Raw genomic sequence first — 21,462 nt, 5'->3', positions numbered from 1 at the left:
ATGGACATGAACCAATACTTATCCATGTTTATTGATGAGTCAAATGATCATCTGCAGTCTTTGAACGAGAGCATGATGGGGCTGGAAGCGAATCCGGAGGATCTGAGTATTGTTCAGGTGATTTTCCGCTCCGCCCATACCTTGAAAGGTATGGCGGCTACAATGGGTTTTGAAGATTTGGCTTCGCTTACGCACCAAATGGAGAATGTGCTCGATTTGGTGCGCAATAACAAACTGCGGATGCAGGACTTCATTTTTGATACCCTGTTCAAAAGTATTGACGCTCTGGAATCCATGGTGGAGGATATCACCGGCGGGGGGGCGGGCAAGGCCGATGTAACAGCCATTGTCTCTTCCCTGCAGACTATCGTTCGCGGAGAGGTTCCTTCTGCCGGCAATGCTTCTGCTGAAGTCACTGCTGCTGCGTCCGGCAATGCCAGTGCGGCCCAGGTGTTCCTGGATGAATTCCAGTACTCTGTGCTGGAGCAGTCCCTTCAGGAAGGCCATCAGGTGCTGTATGTGGATGTGGCTATCCGCAAGGACTGTCAGCTCAAAGCCGTACGTGCCTACATGGTCTTCGACCTTTTGGAGCGTTCAGGAGAAGTCGTCAAATCCTTCCCTTCGGTTCAGGACATAGAGCAGGAGAAATTCGATTACGGATTCTCCCTCTACTACATAACCCAAAAGGATGCAAGTGAAATTCAGAAGATGATTCTGAATTTGTCGGAGATCGAAGCGGTTACTGCTGTGGCGCTTGATCAGGAGTCACTTCGCCAAATGGGACAAGACACTGCGGCAGCTACCGCCGAAGCGCCTGCCCCGGCTCCGGTGCAGGAGGCTGCTCCCACAGCTGCCGGTATTGCTTCACCTGCTGCTTCTGTGCACCCCAAGGAAGAGAACGGCAAAGCTGCCCCGGCCCGGGCAGGAGGAGCGCCGTCGCCTTCACGGACCATCCGTGTTGATATTGAGCGCCTGGATGTGCTGATGAATCTGTTCAGCGAGCTGCTTATTGACCGTGTCCGGCTGGAGCAGCTGGCCTCTGAGGTCCAGAACGGTGATCTTACCGAGACAGTCGAGCATATGGGCCGGGTCAGCGGAGATTTGCAGAATATTGTCATGAAGCTGCGCATGGTTCCGGTAGACACCGTATTTAACCGGTTCCCGCGTATGATCCGCGATCTGGCGAAATCGCTGGACAAGAAGGTGGATCTAATCATCACCGGCGCGGATACAGAGATGGACCGTACCGTAATTGATGAGATTGGTGATCCATTGGTGCATCTCCTGCGTAATGCGGTAGACCACGGGATTGAATCTATCACGGACCGTATCGCTGCCGGGAAGTCGGAGACAGGAACCGTTCATTTACGAGCATTCCATAGCGGCAATCATGTCTTCATTGAGATTGAAGAGGATGGTAAGGGCATCTATCCCAAGAATGTACTGGCCTCTGCCGTCAAAAAGGGTGCAATTACCCAGGAACAGGCTAATACGATGTCGGATGACGAAGCGTACCAGCTGCTCTTCGCGCCGGGCTTCAGTACGGCTGAGGTAATCTCTGACGTATCGGGACGTGGCGTGGGTCTGGATGTGGTCAAAGCCAAAATCTCTTCGCTGGGCGGCAATGTCACCATCTATTCAACACCGGGCAAAGGTACGAATTTCTCCGTTCAGCTTCCGCTGACCCTGTCGATCATTGCAGCAATGCTGGTTCGGCTTGGCTCAGAGAAATATGCCATTCCGCTCTCTTCCATCGTAGAGACTGGAATTGTGAAGCAATCCCAGATCCGCACCATTCACGGCAACCGGATGCTGGAGTTCCGGGGTAGCCATATTCCGCTGGTCTCCCTAAGCAAGATCTTCTCTATTCCGGACTATGATGAAAGCACGGAAGAGGAGACGGAGATCGTGGTTGTCCGCAAAGGAGAACGGCTGGTTGCCTTGGCCGTGCAGGACTTCATTGGCCAGAACGAAATTGTAATCAAGAACCTCGGCAAGTATTTGCCTGAGGTGCAGGGGATTTCCGGAGCCACCATTCTTGGAGACGGACAAGTAGCGCTTATTATCGATCCGAATGCTTTTATCAAATAATCAGGTTAGAACAGGGAGGGTCATTCCATGGCTGAAGATATTAAAGTAATTGTATTCAAGCTTGGCACTGAAGAATACGGCATTGAAGTAGAGAAGGTCCAGACGATTGAACGCATGATGCCGATTACCCGCGTACCGAAGACCTATTCATTTATCAAAGGTGTGATCAATCTGCGCGGTGTCGTGATTCCGGTTATTGATCTGCGCGGACGATTCGGCATCGAGGAAGCGGAGCACACCGACCAGACCCGAATCATTATCGTAAATGTGAATGAGATGGAAGTGGGCTTCATTGTCGATTCAGCCAACGATGTCATCGACTTGAACCGTGACATTATCGATGTACCGCCGGATGTTGTGGGCGGCATCAAGGCGAAGTATCTGGACGGAGTAGCTAAAATAGGGGATGACCGTCTGCTGATTATGCTTAACCTGTCTGAAGTGTTGAACAAGAGTGAAATCGTGCAGCTGGAAAGCCTGGAGGGCTAGCCTATGGAGCTATTCAAGAATTTCAAAGACTTCAAAATGGATGTGCTTAAGGAAGTTGGGAATATCGGTGCCGGCAATGCAGCCACGGCCTTGTCCCAGCTGCTCAATAAGCCGATTGACATGGCCGTGCCGAAGGTACAGCTACTCAGCTTCGAGGAGATCACCGATAAGGTGGGCGGAGCGGAGGAACTAGTATACGCGGTATTCCTGCGTGTGGAAGGTGAAGCCCCGGGCAACCTGTTCTTCATCCTTACCCCGGAAGCGGCAAGCAGTCTGCTCAGCCGGATTGCCGGAATAGAAGTCTCCGGCGGCGATGAGTTGAGTGAGATGGAGTTATCCGCACTAAGTGAGATCGGAAATATTCTGGCCGGCTCATATCTCTCTTCCCTGGCGGACTTCACTTCCCTGTCCATGTATCCGACAGTGCCGGCGCTTGCGATGGATATGGCTGGTGCCATTCTTGGCTACGGGCTGCTGCAGTTCGGTCAGATGGGTGACGATGCTCTGCTGATCGATACGACTTTTTTAGAAGGCCAAAATGAAATTGAAGGACAATTCTTCCTTATTCCCGATCCGGAATCGTTCCCCAAAATATTCAAGGCTTTAGGAGTACCGTTCGACAATGATTGAAGAGCAGAGCATCATTAAAGTAGGTATGGCGGATCTGAACGTAGGCAGCCAGGACAGCCTTATTCGTACGACCGGTCTTGGCTCCTGCGTAGGACTGACTCTGTTTGATCCCGGTAAAAAGCTGGCGGGGATGGCTCATGTTATGCTGCCCTCGTCAGAGATTGCCCGGGAGGGACAGCTGAATATCGCCAAGTTCGCAGATACTGCTGTACCTGAGCTTTTGGCCCGCCTGCTGGGGCTGGGGGCGGTTAGAAGCCGGATTGTGGCTAAGATGGCCGGGGGCTCGCAGATGTTTGCTTTTGCCGGAGGGAGTGACACCATGAGGATCGGGCCTCGGAATGTGGAATCCTGCAAGCTTGCTCTGGACAACCTTCGTATTCCTCTTATCGCGGAGGACACGGGCGGCAATTATGGGCGCACGATAGAAATCTCTTGCACCACAGGAGTGATTTTTATCCGCAGCGTTCAAAAAGGCCCGAAGGAAATTTAGCCATGAGCAGGAAACTATTGCTGAATATTGTGGCCGGACTGATCGGATTTCTACTAACCTTCCTTGCGAATAACGGACAGAACCTGCTGGGTACCAGCCTGATCCGTGGCATGTACGGATTTATTATCTGGTTTGTGCTTGCTTTCTTCCTGAGATGGGTATTGGGTTTTATTATCGGAAAAGAATCCTCAGACCCCGAAGCCAGTTTGTTCGATAACGAAGAGTCACTTGGCGTGAAGCTTGATATTAGTACACCTGAAGAGGATCAGGAGCTCAAGGACCTGCTAACCCCAAAACGGGAGGCGGTCAGTGAAGAGCCTGGGGGGTTCACGCCTTTGCAGCCTCCGAAGCTAGTCTCTATGAAAGATCCTGAAGAATTGGCCAAGGCCGTTCGTCACCTGAAAGAAGAATAAGCGAGTGTTGCGGCGAAAGTCCGTCATCTTGCGCCGCATGTTTGCCCGCTGACTAAACTTTGGGAAGGGTGAAAGCCGTTGAACGAGCGTAAAGCAGCTCAGTCGGAAACAGACCTGCTTTGGGAGCAGTGGAAAGAGCACGGCGATCCTGAAGCTAAAAAAAAGCTGATTGAGAGTTATCTCCATATTGTTGATTACGTGTCCAGCCGTCTGGCAGTAGGGTTGCCCAAAAACGTCTCCAAGGACGATTTGGCCAGCAACGGTGTCATGGGACTCATTGATGCCATCGAAAAATTCGACTACAAGCGGGGGCTTCAATTCCAGACCTATGCCTCGTGGCGGGTACGGGGAGCAATTCTCGATTCTCTGCGGCAAAGTGACTGGGTTCCCAGATCCGTACGCGAAAAAGCGAAAAAAATCGAGGATGCCTACCAGCAGCTGGAACAGAAGTATTTGAGATCGGTAAGTGACGATGAAATGAGCCAGTATCTGAATATTTCGGAAACGGAGTTTCAGACGATGCTGCAGGATGTTGCAGTAATGTCGCTCTGTTCATTGGAAGATCCTATACGTGAAGAAGAATCAGAGACACGAATGTCCATATTGGTAGATGACAAGGCCAAGAATCCGGACCGGAAAGTAAATGAGTTCTACCTGCGGGATACGCTAACCAAGGGCATCGAGAAACTAACAGTGAAAGAACGGACCGTCGTGTCCCTTTTATATTATGAAGATTTATCTTTAAGCGAGATTGCGGAAGTGATGTCACTGTCTCCTTCGCGAATCTCCCAGCTTCATTCCAAAGCTATTTTGCGGCTAAGAGGAACACTTGAGAAGAACCGGGACCTTCTAATGCAAAATGATTAACCGGGTGACGGTGACAAGGGGGAGCAGAAATTGATCGGTCAATATGTATTGAGCCAATACCTAAGCATTACTTTTTCGGAGGATAAGGGGATTGCTTACCTTCAGTTCACCAAGAAGGATGAGAATTTCACCTGTTCGGTCGAGGACCTTGAGAGCTTCCTGTTCAGTCACAATATTCGTTTTGGTATCCAGCATGATATTGTTCAGCGGATTAGCAGCAACCCGGAAGAATATTTCTGGAACCGGGTGCCCATCGCGATTGGACAGCCTGCTGTCAATGGTAAGGACGGCCGGGTTGTGCTGACCGTTGATATGGAGGAGGACCGCAAGCCTCTGGAGAAAGAGGATGGCAAGGTGGATTACAAAGAGCTGGTCCGTCTGCATAACGTGAGGAAGGGCCAGCTTATTGCCAAGGTTATTCCGGCAGAGAACGGCGTGAACGGCAAAATGGTAACAGGGGAAGAGCTTCCGTTCCGGGCAGGGAAGGAGGCTCATTTCAAGGTAGGCAAGAATGTGGTGGTGGATCAGGAAGAGACCTCCATGTATTCGGCGATTGACGGATTGGTTACGCTGACAGACAAAGGGAAAATCAATGTATTTCCAGTGTATGAAATCAATGGGGATGTGGATTACAGCACAGGGAATATTGATTTCGTAGGAACAGTGGTCATCCGCGGCAATGTGCTTACCGGTTTCACTGTCAAATCCGCAGGAGATATCCGGGTGGTCGGCGGGGTAGAGGGGGCCGAACTGATATCGGGCGGGTCCATCGAGATTACCGGCGGCATCATTGGATATAATAAAGGCCTTGTAAGCGCCGGTAAAAATGTTAAGGTCTCGTTCATCCAGGATGGCAATGTTGTGGCCGGGGAGGATATTGTAGTCTCCCAAAGTATTATGCATTCCAGCATCCGGGCAGGCCATGATGTGCTGTGTAACGGGGCCAAAGGCTTAATCGTAGGCGGTATCGTACAGGCAGGCGAACGCGTGATCGCCCGTACCATCGGCAATACCATGTCTACAGCTACAGCGATTGAAGTGGGCGTTGTTCCCGAGCTGAGAAATGAGATCAACGAACTGCGCCAAGAGCTCCGGCAGCTTCTCGAGAATGAGGACAAGACCAATAAAGCGCTGTATCTGCTTAATCAGCTGGCGAACAACGGCCAGCTATCGCCGGATAAGGTGGCACTTCGCGTCAAACTTAATGCAACCAAGCAATCCCATATGCGTGATGAAAAGAGAATTAAAGAGCGTGTGCTGGAGATCGAGCGCATGCTGGAGGACACCGGCAGAGCAAAGGTTGATGTGGTCAAGACGATCTATGGAGGCTCTAAGATCGTAATCGGCAGGTATACCAGGTTCGTCAAGGACCCGACAGAGCGGGTATCCTTCATTTATAGTGAAGGGGACATATCCATAATACCGTATGTGTAATGGCGGGCAGCCGAGGCGGCCTGCTATTCCTTGATTCTGAAACCAATGAGTGGAGAAGAGGGATCTTATGAGTCTGAAACCGGTGGAACTGCAAATTGCATTGCCCCGTACCCATGATGCGGGCAAAGTTCAGAACAACCTTCAGCAGCGTCCTGCACTCGACCAGCAGCAATTGGCAGGCCAGAATGTCAAGCATAGTCAAGAAATCTCTCTGCGCAGCACTGAGGTTGACGAGTCTGCCGAATCGGCGCTGCGGGACGGCGGTAAGGGGAATGGCTCTGGCAGTCAGCCTCATCCGCGAAAGCCGGACAAGCAGGAGAATACTCATGATGCTGAACATCCCTATAAGGGGCACCGTATAGATTTCAGTCTCTGATTGGGACCAGAATAACCGCAAATGCAGTTAAGACATCCTATGAATTAAACGCAGAAGGAGATTACACATTTGGAACCATGGGTATACATCGTGCTGGTAGGCGCAGTTGCTATTGTTTATGCCCTGCGGCTGCCGGCCAGGACGGGCAAGGAAGACTCGGAGAAGAAGAGCCTGAAGGAGACGGAGGCGGCTCTCGAGCTTTACATGGCTGATATCGAGCATGAGAATTCCGAGCTGCTGAAGCTGGTGGGCAGTATTAAGACACAGTCACAGAGCAATAAGGTGGCCCTTCAGGAAGAAATCGGTGTATTGCGTGAGCAGGTGGGCGAACTGCAGAGGAGCCTGCTGCTGATGGATACGCGGCTGACTGCGGAAGAGAAGGGACTGCTTCAGCTGGCTGCCACCTTCTCGCGGGAAGCTTCGTCCGGCCATACAGAGAAGCCCCAGAACATGGAGCAGGCGGCTGCGGCAGTACCTCCGGCTAAGCCAAGGCCCGTCAGCTCCATTAAGCTGCGGTATCCCCGGCTGTTCGAGCTGCATGAGCAGGGGAAATCAATCGATTCTATTGCCAAGACCGCCGGCCTGCAGCGGGGCGAAGTGCAGCTGATCCTGCAGCTTGCCCAGCAGGAGGAATCCGTATGATTAAGAACCGGTTCTTTATGCTGGGACTAGGGATCGGGCTGATAGCCGGCGCGCTGCTGCTGCAGCTGATGATAGCCGGGCGGGCTCTGCCTCTAACCAAAGAAGAGCTGATCCGGCAAGCTGCTAGTATGAACCTGACCATTGTAGATCCGGCAGAAGCTGCTGCAACAGCAACGCCATCCCCGGAGAAAGCGGTCGAGGCCAAGACCTCCGGGGCGCCAGCAGCAACACCAGCCTCTACGCCTGTTGTTCCGCCCAAGCCGGCCGCAGCGCCAAGCGTCGCAGCGACTCCGGGCAAGCCTTCAGCTCCTGCGCAGCCGCAGAGCACGGCATCGCCTGTTACCAAGACTCCGGTTACGCCTGAAGCGCCTGCGGCTGTGGTGGACGGGGTAATCTCTTTGAAGATTCCCACTGGAATTACTCTAGCCCAGACGGCAGATCTGCTTGCGGAAGCCGGGGTTATCGAGGACAAGAACAAGTTCCTCCAGACGGCCGACAGCCGTAAGGTGAACACTATCATTCAATACGGCAGTTACAGCTTCAACAAGGGAGAGAGCATCAACTCCATTATTGACAAGCTGATTACCGTAAAAAAGTAATCGTTGCATAGGTTGTTTTAATATGATATATTAATTGACGGTGTTAAAACACACGCCGGTTGATTTCGACAAGAGGTGCTTTCTTCTGAAGAAAGTCTTGCTGAAAGATGACGCGCGGCGGAGGAGACACACAATAAACCAAAACTAGGAGGTGTGTGAAGATGGCAGTAATCTCCATGAAGCAGCTTCTCGAAGCTGGGGTACACTTCGGTCATCAGACTCGTCGTTGGAATCCAAAGATGGATCGTTATATCTTCACTGAAAGAAACGGAATTTACATTATTGACTTGCAAAAAACAGTCAAGAAGGTAGAGGAAGCTTACAACTTTGTAAAGAGCGTCGCTGGCGACAACGGCACAATCCTATTCGTAGGAACAAAGAAGCAGGCACAGGATTCCGTAAAAGAAGAAGCTGAACGTTCGGGTATGTTCTTCATTAACCAGCGTTGGCTCGGTGGTACCCTGACTAACTTCCAGACCATTCAGAAGCGTATTGACCGCCTGAAGAAACTGGAAGCTTGGGAAGAAGACGGTACCTTTGCAGTATTGCCTAAGAAAGAAGTTATCCTTCTCCGCAAAGAGAAAGATCGTCTTGAGAAATTCCTGGGCGGTATCAAGAACATGAAAGGTCTTCCAAGCGCGCTGTTCATCATTGACCCGCGTAAAGAGCGCATTGCAGTGGCAGAAGCTCGCAAATTGGGTATTCCTATCGTAGCTATCGTTGATACTAACTGCGATCCGGATGAAATTGACTACGTAATCCCAGGCAATGACGACGCTATCCGCGCCGTGAAGCTCTTGACTGGTAAAATGGCTGATGCTGTTGTTGAAGCTCATCAGGGCGAAGACACAACTACAGCTTAAGGTAGTAGCCGGAACATAAAACATGAACTTAAATGAAAAGGGTGGTTGGCAGGTGGATAACCTCTCACTGCCCTTTTTTTAAAATGCAAGTAAGTATCGCTTGATGTCCTCGCATGACAACGACTATGACCCTGGAGGGAATAACAATGGCAGTAGATGCAAAAGCAGTGAAGGAACTTCGCGAAAGAACAGGGGCAGGAATGCTCGATTGTAAGAAAGCGCTGGAAGAAGCAAACAACGATATCACCAAAGCAGCAGAATTGCTTCGTGAAAAAGGATTGTCCGCAGCAGCCAACAAAGCAGGACGTATTGCTACTGAAGGTACTGTAGAATCCTATATCCACGCTGGCGGCCGTATTGGCGTTCTGGTAGAAATCAACTGCGAAACTGACTTCGTAGGTAAAACGGATTCCTTCAAAGAATTCGCACGCGATATCGCTATGCAAATCGCAGCAGCGAACCCGCTGTATGTTCGCCGTGAAGAAGTACCTTCTGCAGACGTAGAGAAGGAAAAAGAAATTCTTAAGGCACAAGCGCTGAACGAAGGCAAGCCTGAGAAGATCGTTGAAAAAATGGTGGAAGGCCGCATCAGCAAGTTCTATGAAGAATATTGCCTGATGGAGCAATCCTTCGTTAAAGACCCGGACAAGACAATCTCCCAGTTGCTGAATGAAAAAATCAGCACCATTGGCGAGAACATCACCATCCGCCGCTTTGTTCGTTTCGAACTGGGTGAAGGTCTTGAGAAGAAAGTCGATAACTTCGTAGAAGAAGTTATGGCACAAGTAAAACAATAATAACTGCATGTCATTGAATAAGAACTGAATACAGGCAAGCATCAAAAGAGCGGAACACATACAAGTAGTGTTCCGTCTTTTGTAGAAAGTGAGGGTATATAATTGGAACAACCGGTATTTAAGAGAGTAGTCCTTAAGGTAAGCGGTGAATCGCTCGCCGGACAGAATGGCTATGGCATCGATGCCGATACGATCATCTCTATTGCAGAGCAGGTCAAAGAAGTCGTGGAGCTTGGAGTTCAGGTTGCGATTGTGTGCGGCGGTGGCAACATCTGGCGCGGAATCGCCGGAAGTGCAAGCGGTATTGACCGGGCAACAGCCGATTATATGGGGATGTTGGCAACAGTGATGAACTCGCTGGCATTGCAGGACGCTTTGGAACAGATCGATGTCCCAACCCGGGTTCAGACCTCTATCGCCATGCAGCAGATTGCTGAGCCCTATATCCGCCGCCGGGCGATCCGGCATCTGGAGAAGGGCCGCGTAGTTATTTTTGCCGCAGGGACAGGGAATCCGTTCTTCTCGACCGATACTACGGCAGCGCTTAGAGCAGCCGAGATTGAAGCCGAGGTTATCCTCATGGCCAAGAATAAGGTTGACGGCGTCTACTCAGCAGATCCGTTCAAGGACAGCACAGCCGTGAAATACGAGCAGCTGACTTACATGGATATTCTGAACAAAAACCTGGGGGTTATGGATTCTACCGCTTCCTCACTCTGCATGGATAATAATATACCGCTCATTGTGTTTGCTATTACAGAGCAAGGCAATATCAAACGCGTCGTTCTCGGCGAAAAGATCGGAACGATCGTTAAAGGGAGTGTAAATTAAATGCCACAATCGGTTAAGAAAAATGCCGAAGAGCGTATGGAAAAAGCGATTCTCTCGCTGAAACGCGACTTGGCAACACTGCGGGCAGGACGCGCTTCGACGTCGCTGCTGGATCGCATCCAGGTTGAATATTACGGTGCTCCAACTCCAATCAATCAACTGGCTAACATCAGCACACCGGATTCCCGGACCCTGCTGATCCAGCCGTGGGACAAAACCTCAATGTCAGACATCGAGCGGGCAATTATGAAATCGGACATCGGGATTACACCTGCTAATGACGGTACAATCATCCGCCTGTCGATTCCTCCGCTTACCGAAGAACGCCGCAGCGAGCTGGTGAAATTCACCAAGAAGTTCGGGGAAGAAGCCAAGGTAGCGATCCGCAACATCCGCCGCGATGCCAACGATGACATCAAAAAGATGGAGAAAAACGGCATTTCAGAAGATGAATCACATGGACATCAGGAAGATATCCAGAAAACAACGGATAAGTTCATAGCTGAAGTCGACAAAGTGCTCTTGTCCAAAGAAAAAGAGATTATGGAAGTATAACGAAATTCATGAGACTTCAGGCCCCTCCGTTAATGGTGGGGTTTGTCTCTTTCTGATAAGAGCTTGGAGGAAACGGAAATGATCAAACGGATTCAAGAATGGCTGAGCCGTAAAGACAGGCAGGAGCCAGTCGAGATTTCACCGGATAATATTCCCCGGCACATAGCGATAATTATGGATGGCAACGGGCGCTGGGCGAAACGGCGCGGTATGCCTCGGGTTGTAGGCCATCAGAACGGGATGAAGGCGGTCAAACGTGCTACGATTGCAGCGAATGACCTGGGCGTTGAATTCTTGACCCTGTATGCTTTTTCTACGGAGAACTGGAGTCGGCCGAAGGATGAAGTGGATTTCCTGATGCGTCTCCCCGTTGAATTTCTGGCGATTGAATTGGACGAATTAATTGAAAAGAATGTACAGGTTCGCGTAATGGGCGATATCGACTCGCTGCCTTCCCATACGCGCAAAGCGATGGAAGAAGCGGTAGCCCGCACACAGAGCAATACCGGACTTATTCTGAATTTTGCACTCAATTACGGCGGGCGTAAGGAAATTGAGGATTGTATGCGCGGCATGGGCAAGGATATTCAGGCAGGAGTCCTGTCCCCTGAAGAGATTACTTCAGAGCTGATAGACAGCAGAATGTTATCCGGCGGATTACCTGATCCTGACCTGCTGATCCGTACCAGCGGTGAAATGCGGCTTAGTAACTTTATGCTGTGGCAGATCGCGTATAGTGAATTTTGGTTTACGGATGCATACTGGCCGGAGTTCGATAAGACGCATCTGATCCAGGCTGTTGCTGAATATCAGCGCCGCACACGCCGTTATGGTGGACTGAAGTAGCCTGATGGGAGAGGGATTCTTTGAAGCAGCGATTGATTACCGGAATTGTTGCCGGGGCCTTGTTTTTAGGGTTATGCTATTGGGGTGGCTGGCCGTATCAGCTGATGCTGACTGCCATGGCCCTCATCGGCTATTATGAATTTGTCAAAATGACGGGTACAGCAACCTTCGGACTGACTGCTGTATTGGGTTACGCCTCTGTAGTAGGCTTTATGATTCCTTGGGATCTTCTGGGGACGAATAAGTTATTCTCCTGGGAACAGGGGATATGGCTGGTATTGCTGCTGTTCCTGCTGGTCACTGTCTTCAGCAAGAATAAGCTGGATATCAAAATCACCGCGATGATGTTCACGGGCATTGTTTACATAGGAATGGGGTTCTCGTATATGGGAATCGCCCGCAGTGCGGGCGATAGCCATGGCCTCTTCTGGACGATCCTGCTGCTGTGCTGTATATGGGGCAGTGATGCCGGAGCCTATTTTGTCGGCAGAAGCTTCGGGAAGAACAAGCTGTGGCCTGCAATCAGTCCTAACAAGACTATTGAGGGCGCACTTGGCGGAGTATTGATTTCTGCTGTCATTTCGATTGTGTTTGCTTTACTGGTTCCTGATCTGCTGACTACGGGGCGCGCGCTGCTGATTGGAATTGCTTGCGCTGTGCTCGGTCAGCTCGGAGATCTTGTACAATCTGCCTATAAACGGGTGTACGGTATTAAGGATTCAGGCTCACTCTTGCCGGGTCACGGAGGCATCCTGGACCGCTGCGACAGCTGGATCATCGTATTTCCTTTCGTACATATCGTAATGCTGATGCCTTACTATTAACGACAGGGAGAAGGAAAGCAACTGTGAAAAGAATTAGTATTCTCGGCTCCACGGGTTCCATCGGTACCCAGACGTTGGATGTGGTAGCGATGCATCCGGAAGCTTTTGAAGTCGATGGACTGGCGGCGGGAAGCAATACTTCACTGCTGCTGGAACAGGTCCGCCGCTTCAAGCCGCGCCGTGTATCGGTATCCACGAAGGAGCTTGCAGAGGAGATCAGATCCAGTCTGCCTGCCGGTGTAGAGCTGTATAGCGGAAGTGAAGGTCTGGTGGAGATTGCTGCCGGAGGCGATGCACAGACGGTCGTAACTGCGCTTGTAGGAAGTGTAGGACTTCAGTCCACGCTTGCGGCGATTGAAGCCGGCAGACACATTGGACTGGCTAATAAGGAGACGCTGGTGACCGCCGGTCATCTGGTTACAGAACTGGCTGGACGCAAAGGCGTGAAGCTGCTGCCAGTGGACAGTGAGCATTCGGCGATTTTTCAATGCTTAAATGGGGAGAATCGTAAAGATGTGGCTTCAATTACCATCACTGCCTCGGGCGGCTCGTTCCGTGATTTTAAGCGTGAACAGCTTACGAATGTAACCGTAGCAGACGCACTGCGTCACCCTAACTGGAGCATGGGGGCCAAGATTACTATTGACTCGGCAACCATGGTTAACAAAGGTCTTGAGGTTATTGAAGCCCACCATTTGTTCGCCCTTCCGTATGAGCAGATTGATGTGGTGCTGCATCCGGAGAGCATTATTCACTCGTATGTGGAGTTCTGCGACAGCAGCATTATTGCTCAGCTCGGGACTCCTGATATGCGGGTTCCTATTCAATATGCGCTCACCTATCCCGACCGCTGGCCGTCTCCTGCGAAGCGCTTGTCTCTGGCTCAGGTAGCCAGCCTGACCTTCCGGGAGATGGATTATGAGCGCTATCCGGCGCTGAAGATGGCCATTGACTGCGGCTTAGCGGGTGGTACATTCACAACCGCCTTCAATGCAGCCAATGAGGTCGCCGTAGCCCGCTTCCTGCGCGGTGAGATTCCCTTCCTGCGGATTGATGAGATTATTGATGAAGTGCTTCAGCGTCATCACAATGAGGCGAACCCCGGTCTGGAACAGATTCACAGTAGCGATTTAGCCTCCCGGGAGCTTGCGGCTGTCCTGTAACGGGATAAGAGGCTTTTATAAACGGTGAATATGGCTGTACCCTGAAAAATAGGTGTGGACTGTTGATTCTCTTGTGCCCTGCCTTGGAATAATGATAAATTAAGAGGACATACTTCGGTCTTACACCTTAAGGGGGAATGTTGCGCTATGGAGATGGTAAGAGTTGTTTTTTTAACGGTGTTTATGTTCTTTGTTTTGGTGACTGTCCATGAATGGGGACATTATTATTTTGCCAAACGTGCCGGAATTCTTGTACGGGAATTTGCGATCGGTTTCGGTCCGAAACTGTTCTCTTATAAACGCGGTGAAACCCAGTTCACGCTTCGCCTGCTGCCCTTCGGGGGATACGCCCGGATGGCCGGTGAAGACCCCGAGATGGTTGAGATCGGCCCGGGGCAGACCATTGCCGTCCGGCTGGGCCAGGATAACAAGGTGAAGAATATATACATCGATTCACTGGATACGCGCAGAAATGTTATTCGCGGTGAAGCGCAGTTCACCGATCTGGAGAATGAACTGAAAATCCGCCTCGATGTAGACGGTGAAGTGACCACTTATGATGTGAATCCGCAGGCGATGATGATCAAGGGCACCCAGCAGACGCAAATTGCGCCTAGGGACCGCCAGTTCGGCGGCAAAACCGTCGGTCAGCGTGCGATAGCGATCCTGGCCGGTCCAGTGATGAACTTCATTCTGGCGTTTGTGCTATTTGCACTTCATCTGCAGATGGCCGGAATCCCGGTGGAGAATCCGACCTATGTGAAGATCGGTGACGTCAGCTTAGGAATGCCTGCGCAGGAAGCAGGTCTTCAGAAGGGCGATATCGTCGTCACTGTGGACGGGCAAGCCATCGGCGGAGATTACCAGAAGATGATCAAGCTGACCTCGGCCTCCAAAGGCAAAGAAATGAACTGGACGCTGAAGCGCGGCGAAGAGACCTTAAATGTAACCATGATTCCCCGCGGAATGGAAGGGGAGCAAGGCGGCAAGGTTGGAATTACGCCAGAGCTGCCTACCCGCAAGGCCGGAGTGGGGGAGACGATTACCAAGTCCGGTACAGCTATGGTCGACACCACCAAGCTGATTTTTATCGGCTTCAAGCAGTTGATCAATAAATTTAATATGGATGATATCTCGGGGCCAGTAGGCACATTCCAGTTGACCGGACAGATTGCCCAGCAGGGCATTCAGTATCTTACCTACTGGGCGGCTATTCTTAGCCTGTACTTAGGGATCTTCAACCTGTTGCCGATTCCTGCATTGGATGGCAGCCGGCTTGTCTTCCTTGGTGTTGAGGCACTGCGAGGCAAGCCGGTCGACCCGAGCAGGGAAGGCATGGTCCACTTTGTAGGCTTTGCCCTGCTGTTCCTGGTGATGATCGCTGTTACGTATAATGATATTTTACGCCTCATAAGCGGCTGACGGATGTCATATCATTTTTATCCCGTGATGCATTGGATTGGGCTTCACAGCTAATGTGCAATCTGAGGGGCGAATAATAGGAGGATTTCTTCACATGGCCAAAGACAAGCAGTTCGTTACAGAGATCACGCCGCAGGGCGAGGATTTCTCACGCTGGTATATCGATGTTATCAAAAAAGCGGACCTGATGGATTATTCACCGGTCCGCGGCTGTATCGTATTCAAACCGGACGGCTATGAAATCTGGGAGCATATCCAGGAGGAAATGAACCGCCGCCTGAAGGCTACCGGTCACCGGAACGCCTACTTCCCGCTATTCATTCCTGAGAGCTTTTTCCAGAAGGAGAAGGAACATGTGGAGGGCTTCAATCCGGAGCTGCCTTGGGTCACTGAGGCCGGAGGCGATGTGCTGGAAGAACGTCTGGCAATCCGTCCTACGTCCGAGACCATGTTCGGTCATATGTATTCCAAATGGATTCAGTCTTACCGCGATCTTCCGGTGCTAATCAACCAATGGGCCAACGTGGTCCGTTGGGAGAAACGTACCCTGCCGTTCATCCGCACGACGGAATTCCTCTGGCAGGAAGGCCATACCGCGCATGAGAATGAGACGGAAGCACGCGAAGAAACGATGAAGATGCTTGATAACTACCGCGACTTCGTGGAGACCTTTCTGGCTATTCCGGTAGTGACCGGACAGAAGACGCCATCCGAGCGGTTCGCCGGTGCTGTGGATACGTATTCCATTGAAGCGATGATGAAGGATGGACGGGCCGTTCAGGCCGCTACCTCACATTATTTGGGTACCAAGTTCGCGGTTGCTTTTGATATCCAATATCTGAACCGGGAGAATGTACTGGAACATGCGCACACCACCTCATGGGGCTCTACCACGCGTCTGATTGGTTCGCTCATCATGGTGCATGGTGACGACCGCGGATTGGCCCTGCCGCCGAAGGTAGCGCCTACGCAGGTCATTATGATTCCAATCGGACCGCCTAAGACCCGCGAAGCGGTCATCGGACGTACCGACGAACTGTTTGGTGAACTCAAAAGTGCCGGAATCCGTGTGCGTGTAGATGACCGTGCGGATGTAACCCCGGGCTGGAAGTTCAATGAATATGAAATGCGCGGCGTCCCTGTCCGTCTGGAGCTTGGACCGCGTGATATGGAGAATGGAGTCTGTGTGCTCGTATCCCGGATCAGCGGTGAGAAGAAGGTCATTCAGCAGGAGAACCTGGTTGAAGAAGTGAACGCCATGCTGGAGCAGGTCCATCGGGAGATGTATGAGCGGGCACTGAAATTCCGTGAGGATCATTTCTATTCCGTAGACACTCTTGAGCAGATGAAGAATTCTATGGAGGAGAAACGCGGCTTTGCGCTTGCAGGCTGGTGCGGCTCTGAAGAATGTGAGGATAAGGTCAAGGAAGAGACCGGCGCAGGCAGCCGTAATATTCCGTTCCATCCGTCAGAAACGAAAGAAACCTGTATCTGCTGCGGCAAGCCTGCCCAGCATACGGTTGTATTTGCCAAAGCGTATTAATCGGCAACCTTATAATTGTTAACTTTTTTATATCAGCTTCTGGCGAGAGGAGTCGGCGGGCCGCAAGTACCCAATGCTTTTCAAGCCGGAGGCTTTTTCTTACAATAGAATGACGTCGAAGTCTTACGCCAATTATTGCCGAGTTAGGTGGGGAATGCATGGAGCAGAACGTGGAGAGAAGAAAGAGATTTGAGCTGTTGATGAAGCAGGGGGAGATTCCGCCTGCCATGATTGATCCTTATTTTGTAGACGGACAGATTGAACGGGTGGAGATTAGCCGCGGCAACCATGACTGGCATATCGTGATTGCGAAGACAACCCTGATTCCCGCCCAGACCTACCGGGCCTTTATCCTAAGAATGCGTGAGAAGCTGCAGCATATTGCCAAGGTCAGCTTCTTGTTCCTATATGATGATACTGTAAGCAGAGCCGATATTGTGCAGGAGTACTGGGGCATGTTCCTCGAGTGGGTCCAGCGTGAGATTCCTTCCGTCAACGGTTGGCTGACGCGTTCCAGTCAGGAGCTGCGGGACGGAACGCTCATCCTTAGCCTGAATGATACCATGTCGCTCGAGCTGGCCCGTAAAAAGGGTATCGAAGCCGCCATTATTAAATATTATGATAAATATTTCGCACTTCCCCTCAAGGTCAAGCTGCAAATGGCCGAGGACGAGAGTAAGAGCAAGGCGGATGCCTATGAGGAATTCCAGCAGAAGCTCCAGCAGGAGCAGCGTGAGCTGGTAGAGCTGATGATGATGAATAGCGAGCCGGACGAGCCTGAAGAAGCCGGGGACCCGAATGAGGTCATTAAGCTTCAGGTAGGGAATGACATCAAAGAGCAGGCCGTCTCCATTCTGGAAATTCAGGATGAAGAGAAGAAGATTACGATCCAGGGGACGATCTTCGGGCTGGACCGCAAGGAACTGCGTAACGGAAATACGCTGTTCACCTTCTGCATCACAGATTTTACAGATTCCCTGCAGATGAAGATGTTCGCCAAGACCAAGGAAGAACTGAAGATCATGGGCCAGTTGGCTAACGGCAAATGGGTCCGGGCGCGCGGCAAAGTGGAATATGACCGGTTCATGCAGATTCCTGAGCTGGTGATGATTCCTTCGGATCTGACCGAGGTGTCGGCGCCGCCTGCCCGTAAGGACAATGCCAAGGAGAAGCGTGTGGAGTTCCACTTGCATACGACTATGAGCACGATGGATGCGGTAGCACCGATTGATGCCTATGTCAAAACAGCTGCGAAATGGGGCCACCCGGCACTTGCAGTTACCGACCACGGCAATGTTCAGAGCTTCCCGGATGCGAATCACGCCGCCCATAAGCATAAGCTCAAGATGCTCTACGGGGTGGAGGCTAATGTCGTCAATGATGCGGTCAATATCGTGGAGAATGCGCAGGCGCTCGAGCTCAAGACGGCAACCTATGTCGTCTTCGACATTGAGACCACGGGGCTGTCCATCACACGCAACAACATCACGGAGCTTGCGGCGATCAAGATGTGTGAAGGCAAGGAACTCGACCGTTACACCACCTTCGTCAATCCGCATGAGAAAATCCCCTACCACATCCAGCAGTTGACGAACATTACGGATGAAATGGTCAAGGATGCCCCGGATCTTGCGCCGGTACTGGGGGAGTTCGTGGAGTTCGTAGGAGACAGCATTCTCGTTGCGCACAATGCGCGGTTCGATATGGGCTTCATTCAAGCTTCTCTGAAGAAGCTGGGGCAGCCGGAGCTGCCAAATCCTTCACTGGATACGCTGGAGCTGGCGCGTCTGCTCTTCCCCAAAATGAAGAACCACCGGCTCAATACGCTTGCTGACAAGTACAAGGTACTGCTGGAGAGCCATCACCGTGCGGTGGATGATACGATTGCACTGGGCGGGATTCTGAACGGTCTGCTGTCCGATGCGGAGAAGATGAAGGGCATGACCCGGCTGGACCGGCTGAATGATTATGTAGGCAATGACTTGTCGAATGTACGGCCGTTTCACTGCGGAATCTATGCACTGAATCCGATCGGCAAAAAAAACCTCTACAAGCTGATCTCTATGTCGCATACCGAGTACTATAAGCGCGTACCCTGCATTCCCAAATCGAAGCTTGAAGAACATCGTGACGGACTGCTCGTCATATCCGGCTGTGAGCGGGGCGAGTTCTTCGAGGCTGTGCTGAACAAGACCGTGGAAGAGGCAATTGAGGTTGCCCAGTTCTATGATGTGCTGGAAATCCAGCCGCTGACCATGTACATGCATCTGGTGGATAAAGGGTTCGTAGCGAGTCCAGAGGACCTGCGGGGTGTTGTACGCAAAATTTGTGAGATCGGCGAACAGATGAATAAGCCGGTGATAGCCACTGGGAATGTGCACTATCTGGAGCCGCGCGATAAGCTGTTCCGCGATATTACGATCCACGGGATTACGGGGTTCAGTCCGCTAAAAGACCAGAACAAGCCGGATGCCCACTTCCGTACAACCGATGAGATGCTTGCCGAGTTCGAATACCTGGGTGCAGCCAAAGCGAAGGAAGTCGTGGTCACGAATACTGTTGAGCTGGCTGAGCGGTTCGAAGAATACGATCTGTTCCCAAGCGATCTCTTCACGCCTATTATTGAAGGTGCGGATGATGAGATCCGCAATACCTGCTATGAAACAGCCAAATCGATCTACGGCGAGGAACTGCCGGAGGTTGTGGTTGCCCGTCTGGAGAAGGAGCTTGCCCCTATTATTAAATACGGGTTCTCCGCCAACTATCTGATCTCGGAACGGCTTGTCAAAAAGTCGAACCAGGACGGTTATCTCGTCGGTTCCCGTGGCTCGGTAGGCTCGTCTGTAGTGGCAACATTCCTTGGAATCTCGGAGGTTAACCCGCTTCCGGCTCACTATATTTGTACCAATTCGGAATGCCGGCACAGCGAATGGTTCCTGGACGGAAGTGTGCCGAGCGGGTTCGACTTGCCGGATAAGGACTGTCCCGATTGTGGCGGGAAGCTGAAGGGAGAAGGTCAGGATATTCCGTTTGAGACCTTCCTGGGCTTCAAAGGGGACAAGGTTCCCGATATCGACCTTAACTTCTCCGGGGAGTATCAGCCGAACGCCCATAATTTCACCAAAACAATGTTCGGCCCGGACAATGTATTCCGCGCGGGAACCATTGGTACGGTAGCGGAGAAGACCGCCTTCGGCTTCACCAAGAAATATGAAGAACATCACCAGAAGCGCTGGCGCGGCGCAGAGGTCGGACGGCTTGCCGCCGGCTGTACCGGTGTGAAGCGCAGTACGGGGCAGCACCCCGGCGGTATCGTAGTTTTGCCGGATTACATGGAGATTGAAGATATCACTCCCGTGCAGTTTCCGGCGGATGATGTTACAGCCGAGTGGAAGACTACCCATTTCGACTATCACGCCTTCGATGCGAACCTGCTGAAGCTTGATATTCTCGGCCACGATGATCCGACCATGATGCGGATGCTGCAGGATCTGACCGGTGTGGACCCGACGACCATTCCAATGAATGATCCGAAGGTAATGAGCATGTTCAACTCCACGGATGCTCTCGGGGTAAGACCCGATCAGATTCGTACCCCGGTGGCCACTTATGGAGTGCCGGAGATGGGAACGAAGTTCGTCCGCCAGATGCTTGTTGAAGCCAAGCCTTCCAGCTTTGCCGACTTGCTGCAGATTTCCGGGCTGTCCCATGGAACCGGCGTGTGGCTGGGAAATGCGCAGGAGCTGATTAAGAACAATACCTGTAACATTAAGACGGTAATCGGCTGCCGTGATGATATCATGCTCTACCTGATTTATAAGACGGGGATGGATGCCAGTCTGGCCTTCAAAATTACAGAGAGCGTGCGTAAAGGGAAGGGCTTGCCGCCGGAATGGATTGAGGAGATGAAGAATTGCAAGGTGCCGCAGTGGTACATTGATTCCTGTCTCAAAATCCAGTACATGTTCCCGAAGGCCCATGCCGCGGCTTATGTTATTTCAGCGGTGCGCACAGCCTTCTTCAAGCTGTATCATCCGATAGAATACTATGCGACTTACTTCTCGGTCCGCGCGGCGGATTTCGATATCGAGCTGTGCTGTAAAGGCTACGAAGCCATTGCGCGCCAGCTTGTGGAGATCGAATCCAAGGGCTTCCAGGCGCTGCCTAAGGAAAAAGCCATGCTTCCGGTCCTGGAGATGGCCCTGGAGATGACCGCACGCGGCTTTACCTTCAAGAACATTGATCTGTACCGCTCGGATGCTACCAAATTTACGGTGGACGGCACCAGCCTGATTCCTCCGTTCTCCTCGCTTGCGGGAATCGGGGATAATGCTGCAATTAATATCGCCGCTGCCAAGGATGCAGGAGAATTCCTCTCCATTGAGGATTTCCAGCAGAAATCCAAGGCCAGTAAAACGGTGATTGAGCTGCTTACGGGAATGGGCTGCTTCCGGGGATTACCGGAGAGTAACCAGCTTTCACTGTTCTGACAACCGGCTCAAGTGATGGCATATACAGCCCTTTAATGTCCTCTTAGAAAGGGGAGTCAAGGGCTGGTACTTGTCAGTGCTGCCTCTCTATGGTATA

The 21,462-nt window shown here is 51.6% G+C and carries 20 protein-coding genes; all 20 read left to right on the top strand.

The window, feature by feature from the left end; all coding sequences use genetic code 11:
* The 20 genes from NYE24_RS06460 (at position 1) to NYE24_RS06365 (ending at position 21,365) form a co-directional block, all read left to right on the top strand.
* Positions 1-2,091, top strand: a complete 2,091-nt coding sequence (locus NYE24_RS06460; protein ID WP_342478314.1) for a chemotaxis protein CheA — start codon at positions 1-3, stop codon at positions 2,089-2,091.
* 27 nt (positions 2,092-2,118) lie between these two features.
* Positions 2,119-2,580, top strand: coding sequence for a chemotaxis protein CheW (locus NYE24_RS06455; RefSeq protein ID WP_036692546.1), 462 nt, complete (start codon positions 2,119-2,121; stop codon positions 2,578-2,580).
* 3 nt (positions 2,581-2,583) lie between these two features.
* A complete protein-coding gene (locus NYE24_RS06450; RefSeq protein ID WP_036692548.1) occupies positions 2,584-3,210 on the top strand; it encodes a chemotaxis protein CheC in 627 nt (208 codons plus the stop codon).
* Positions 3,203-3,700 carry a chemotaxis protein CheD gene (locus tag NYE24_RS06445; protein WP_036692550.1) on the top strand — a complete coding sequence of 166 codons (498 nt, stop codon included), beginning with the start codon at positions 3,203-3,205 and terminating at the stop codon, positions 3,698-3,700. Before NYE24_RS06450 ends, NYE24_RS06445 begins: the two co-directional genes overlap by 8 nt.
* A 2-nt stretch (positions 3,701-3,702) precedes the next feature.
* Positions 3,703-4,113 (top strand): hypothetical protein, encoded by a 411-nt coding sequence (locus tag NYE24_RS06440; RefSeq protein ID WP_036692553.1) that lies wholly within the window; start codon positions 3,703-3,705, stop codon positions 4,111-4,113.
* 78 nt (positions 4,114-4,191) lie between these two features.
* Positions 4,192-4,980, top strand: a complete 789-nt coding sequence (locus NYE24_RS06435) for a FliA/WhiG family RNA polymerase sigma factor (RefSeq protein ID WP_036692554.1) — start codon at positions 4,192-4,194, stop codon at positions 4,978-4,980.
* A 30-nt stretch (positions 4,981-5,010) separates the two neighbouring features.
* A complete protein-coding gene (locus NYE24_RS06430; RefSeq protein ID WP_036692557.1) occupies positions 5,011-6,414 on the top strand; it encodes a FapA family protein in 1,404 nt (467 codons plus the stop codon).
* A 67-nt stretch (positions 6,415-6,481) separates the two neighbouring features.
* Positions 6,482-6,790, top strand: a complete 309-nt coding sequence (locus NYE24_RS06425) for a hypothetical protein (protein WP_036692560.1) — start codon at positions 6,482-6,484, stop codon at positions 6,788-6,790.
* A 69-nt stretch (positions 6,791-6,859) separates the two neighbouring features.
* Positions 6,860-7,432: a hypothetical protein gene (locus NYE24_RS06420; RefSeq protein ID WP_036692562.1), complete on the top strand. Its 573-nt coding sequence runs from the start codon at positions 6,860-6,862 to the stop codon at positions 7,430-7,432.
* Positions 7,429-8,031: a peptidase gene (locus NYE24_RS06415; protein ID WP_342478313.1), complete on the top strand. Its 603-nt coding sequence runs from the start codon at positions 7,429-7,431 to the stop codon at positions 8,029-8,031. Before NYE24_RS06420 ends, NYE24_RS06415 begins: the two co-directional genes overlap by 4 nt.
* Positions 8,032-8,192: 161 nt before the next feature.
* A complete protein-coding gene (gene rpsB, locus NYE24_RS06410; RefSeq protein WP_036692565.1) occupies positions 8,193-8,894 on the top strand; it encodes a 30S ribosomal protein S2 in 702 nt (233 codons plus the stop codon).
* Between the two features lie 146 nt (positions 8,895-9,040).
* Positions 9,041-9,691: a translation elongation factor Ts gene (tsf, locus tag NYE24_RS06405; RefSeq protein WP_036692572.1), complete on the top strand. Its 651-nt coding sequence runs from the start codon at positions 9,041-9,043 to the stop codon at positions 9,689-9,691.
* Positions 9,692-9,793: 102 nt separating this feature from the next.
* Positions 9,794-10,522 carry a UMP kinase gene (gene pyrH / locus NYE24_RS06400; protein ID WP_036692582.1) on the top strand — a complete coding sequence of 243 codons (729 nt, stop codon included), beginning with the start codon at positions 9,794-9,796 and terminating at the stop codon, positions 10,520-10,522.
* Entirely contained in the window at positions 10,523-11,077 is a 555-nt protein-coding gene (gene frr, locus NYE24_RS06395) for a ribosome recycling factor (RefSeq protein ID WP_036692586.1), read from the top strand.
* 78 nt (positions 11,078-11,155) lie between these two features.
* A complete protein-coding gene (locus NYE24_RS06390; protein ID WP_076158312.1) occupies positions 11,156-11,923 on the top strand; it encodes an isoprenyl transferase in 768 nt (255 codons plus the stop codon).
* A 20-nt stretch (positions 11,924-11,943) separates the two neighbouring features.
* Positions 11,944-12,747, top strand: coding sequence for a phosphatidate cytidylyltransferase (locus NYE24_RS06385; protein WP_076158315.1), 804 nt, complete (start codon positions 11,944-11,946; stop codon positions 12,745-12,747).
* Between the two features lie 23 nt (positions 12,748-12,770).
* Positions 12,771-13,910: a 1-deoxy-D-xylulose-5-phosphate reductoisomerase gene (locus tag NYE24_RS06380; RefSeq protein ID WP_341025630.1), complete on the top strand. Its 1,140-nt coding sequence runs from the start codon at positions 12,771-12,773 to the stop codon at positions 13,908-13,910.
* A 147-nt stretch (positions 13,911-14,057) separates the two neighbouring features.
* Positions 14,058-15,332, top strand: coding sequence for an RIP metalloprotease RseP (gene rseP / locus NYE24_RS06375; protein WP_036692599.1), 1,275 nt, complete (start codon positions 14,058-14,060; stop codon positions 15,330-15,332).
* Between the two features lie 94 nt (positions 15,333-15,426).
* On the top strand, positions 15,427-16,875 hold the full coding sequence (gene proS, locus NYE24_RS06370) for a proline--tRNA ligase (protein ID WP_036692605.1): 1,449 nt from the start codon (positions 15,427-15,429) through the stop codon (positions 16,873-16,875).
* A 158-nt stretch (positions 16,876-17,033) separates the two neighbouring features.
* The gene (locus NYE24_RS06365; RefSeq protein ID WP_036692610.1) at positions 17,034-21,365 is read left to right on the top strand and encodes a PolC-type DNA polymerase III; all 4,332 of its coding nucleotides are present in this window, start codon (positions 17,034-17,036) and stop codon (positions 21,363-21,365) included.
* Positions 21,366-21,462 lie beyond the last annotated feature (97 nt).

It is taken from the genome of Paenibacillus sp. FSL H7-0350 (assembly GCF_038593195.1).
GTDB lineage: Bacteria > Bacillota > Bacilli > Paenibacillales > Paenibacillaceae > Paenibacillus_AQ.
This window is presented reverse-complemented; position numbering and strand designations above follow the sequence as displayed.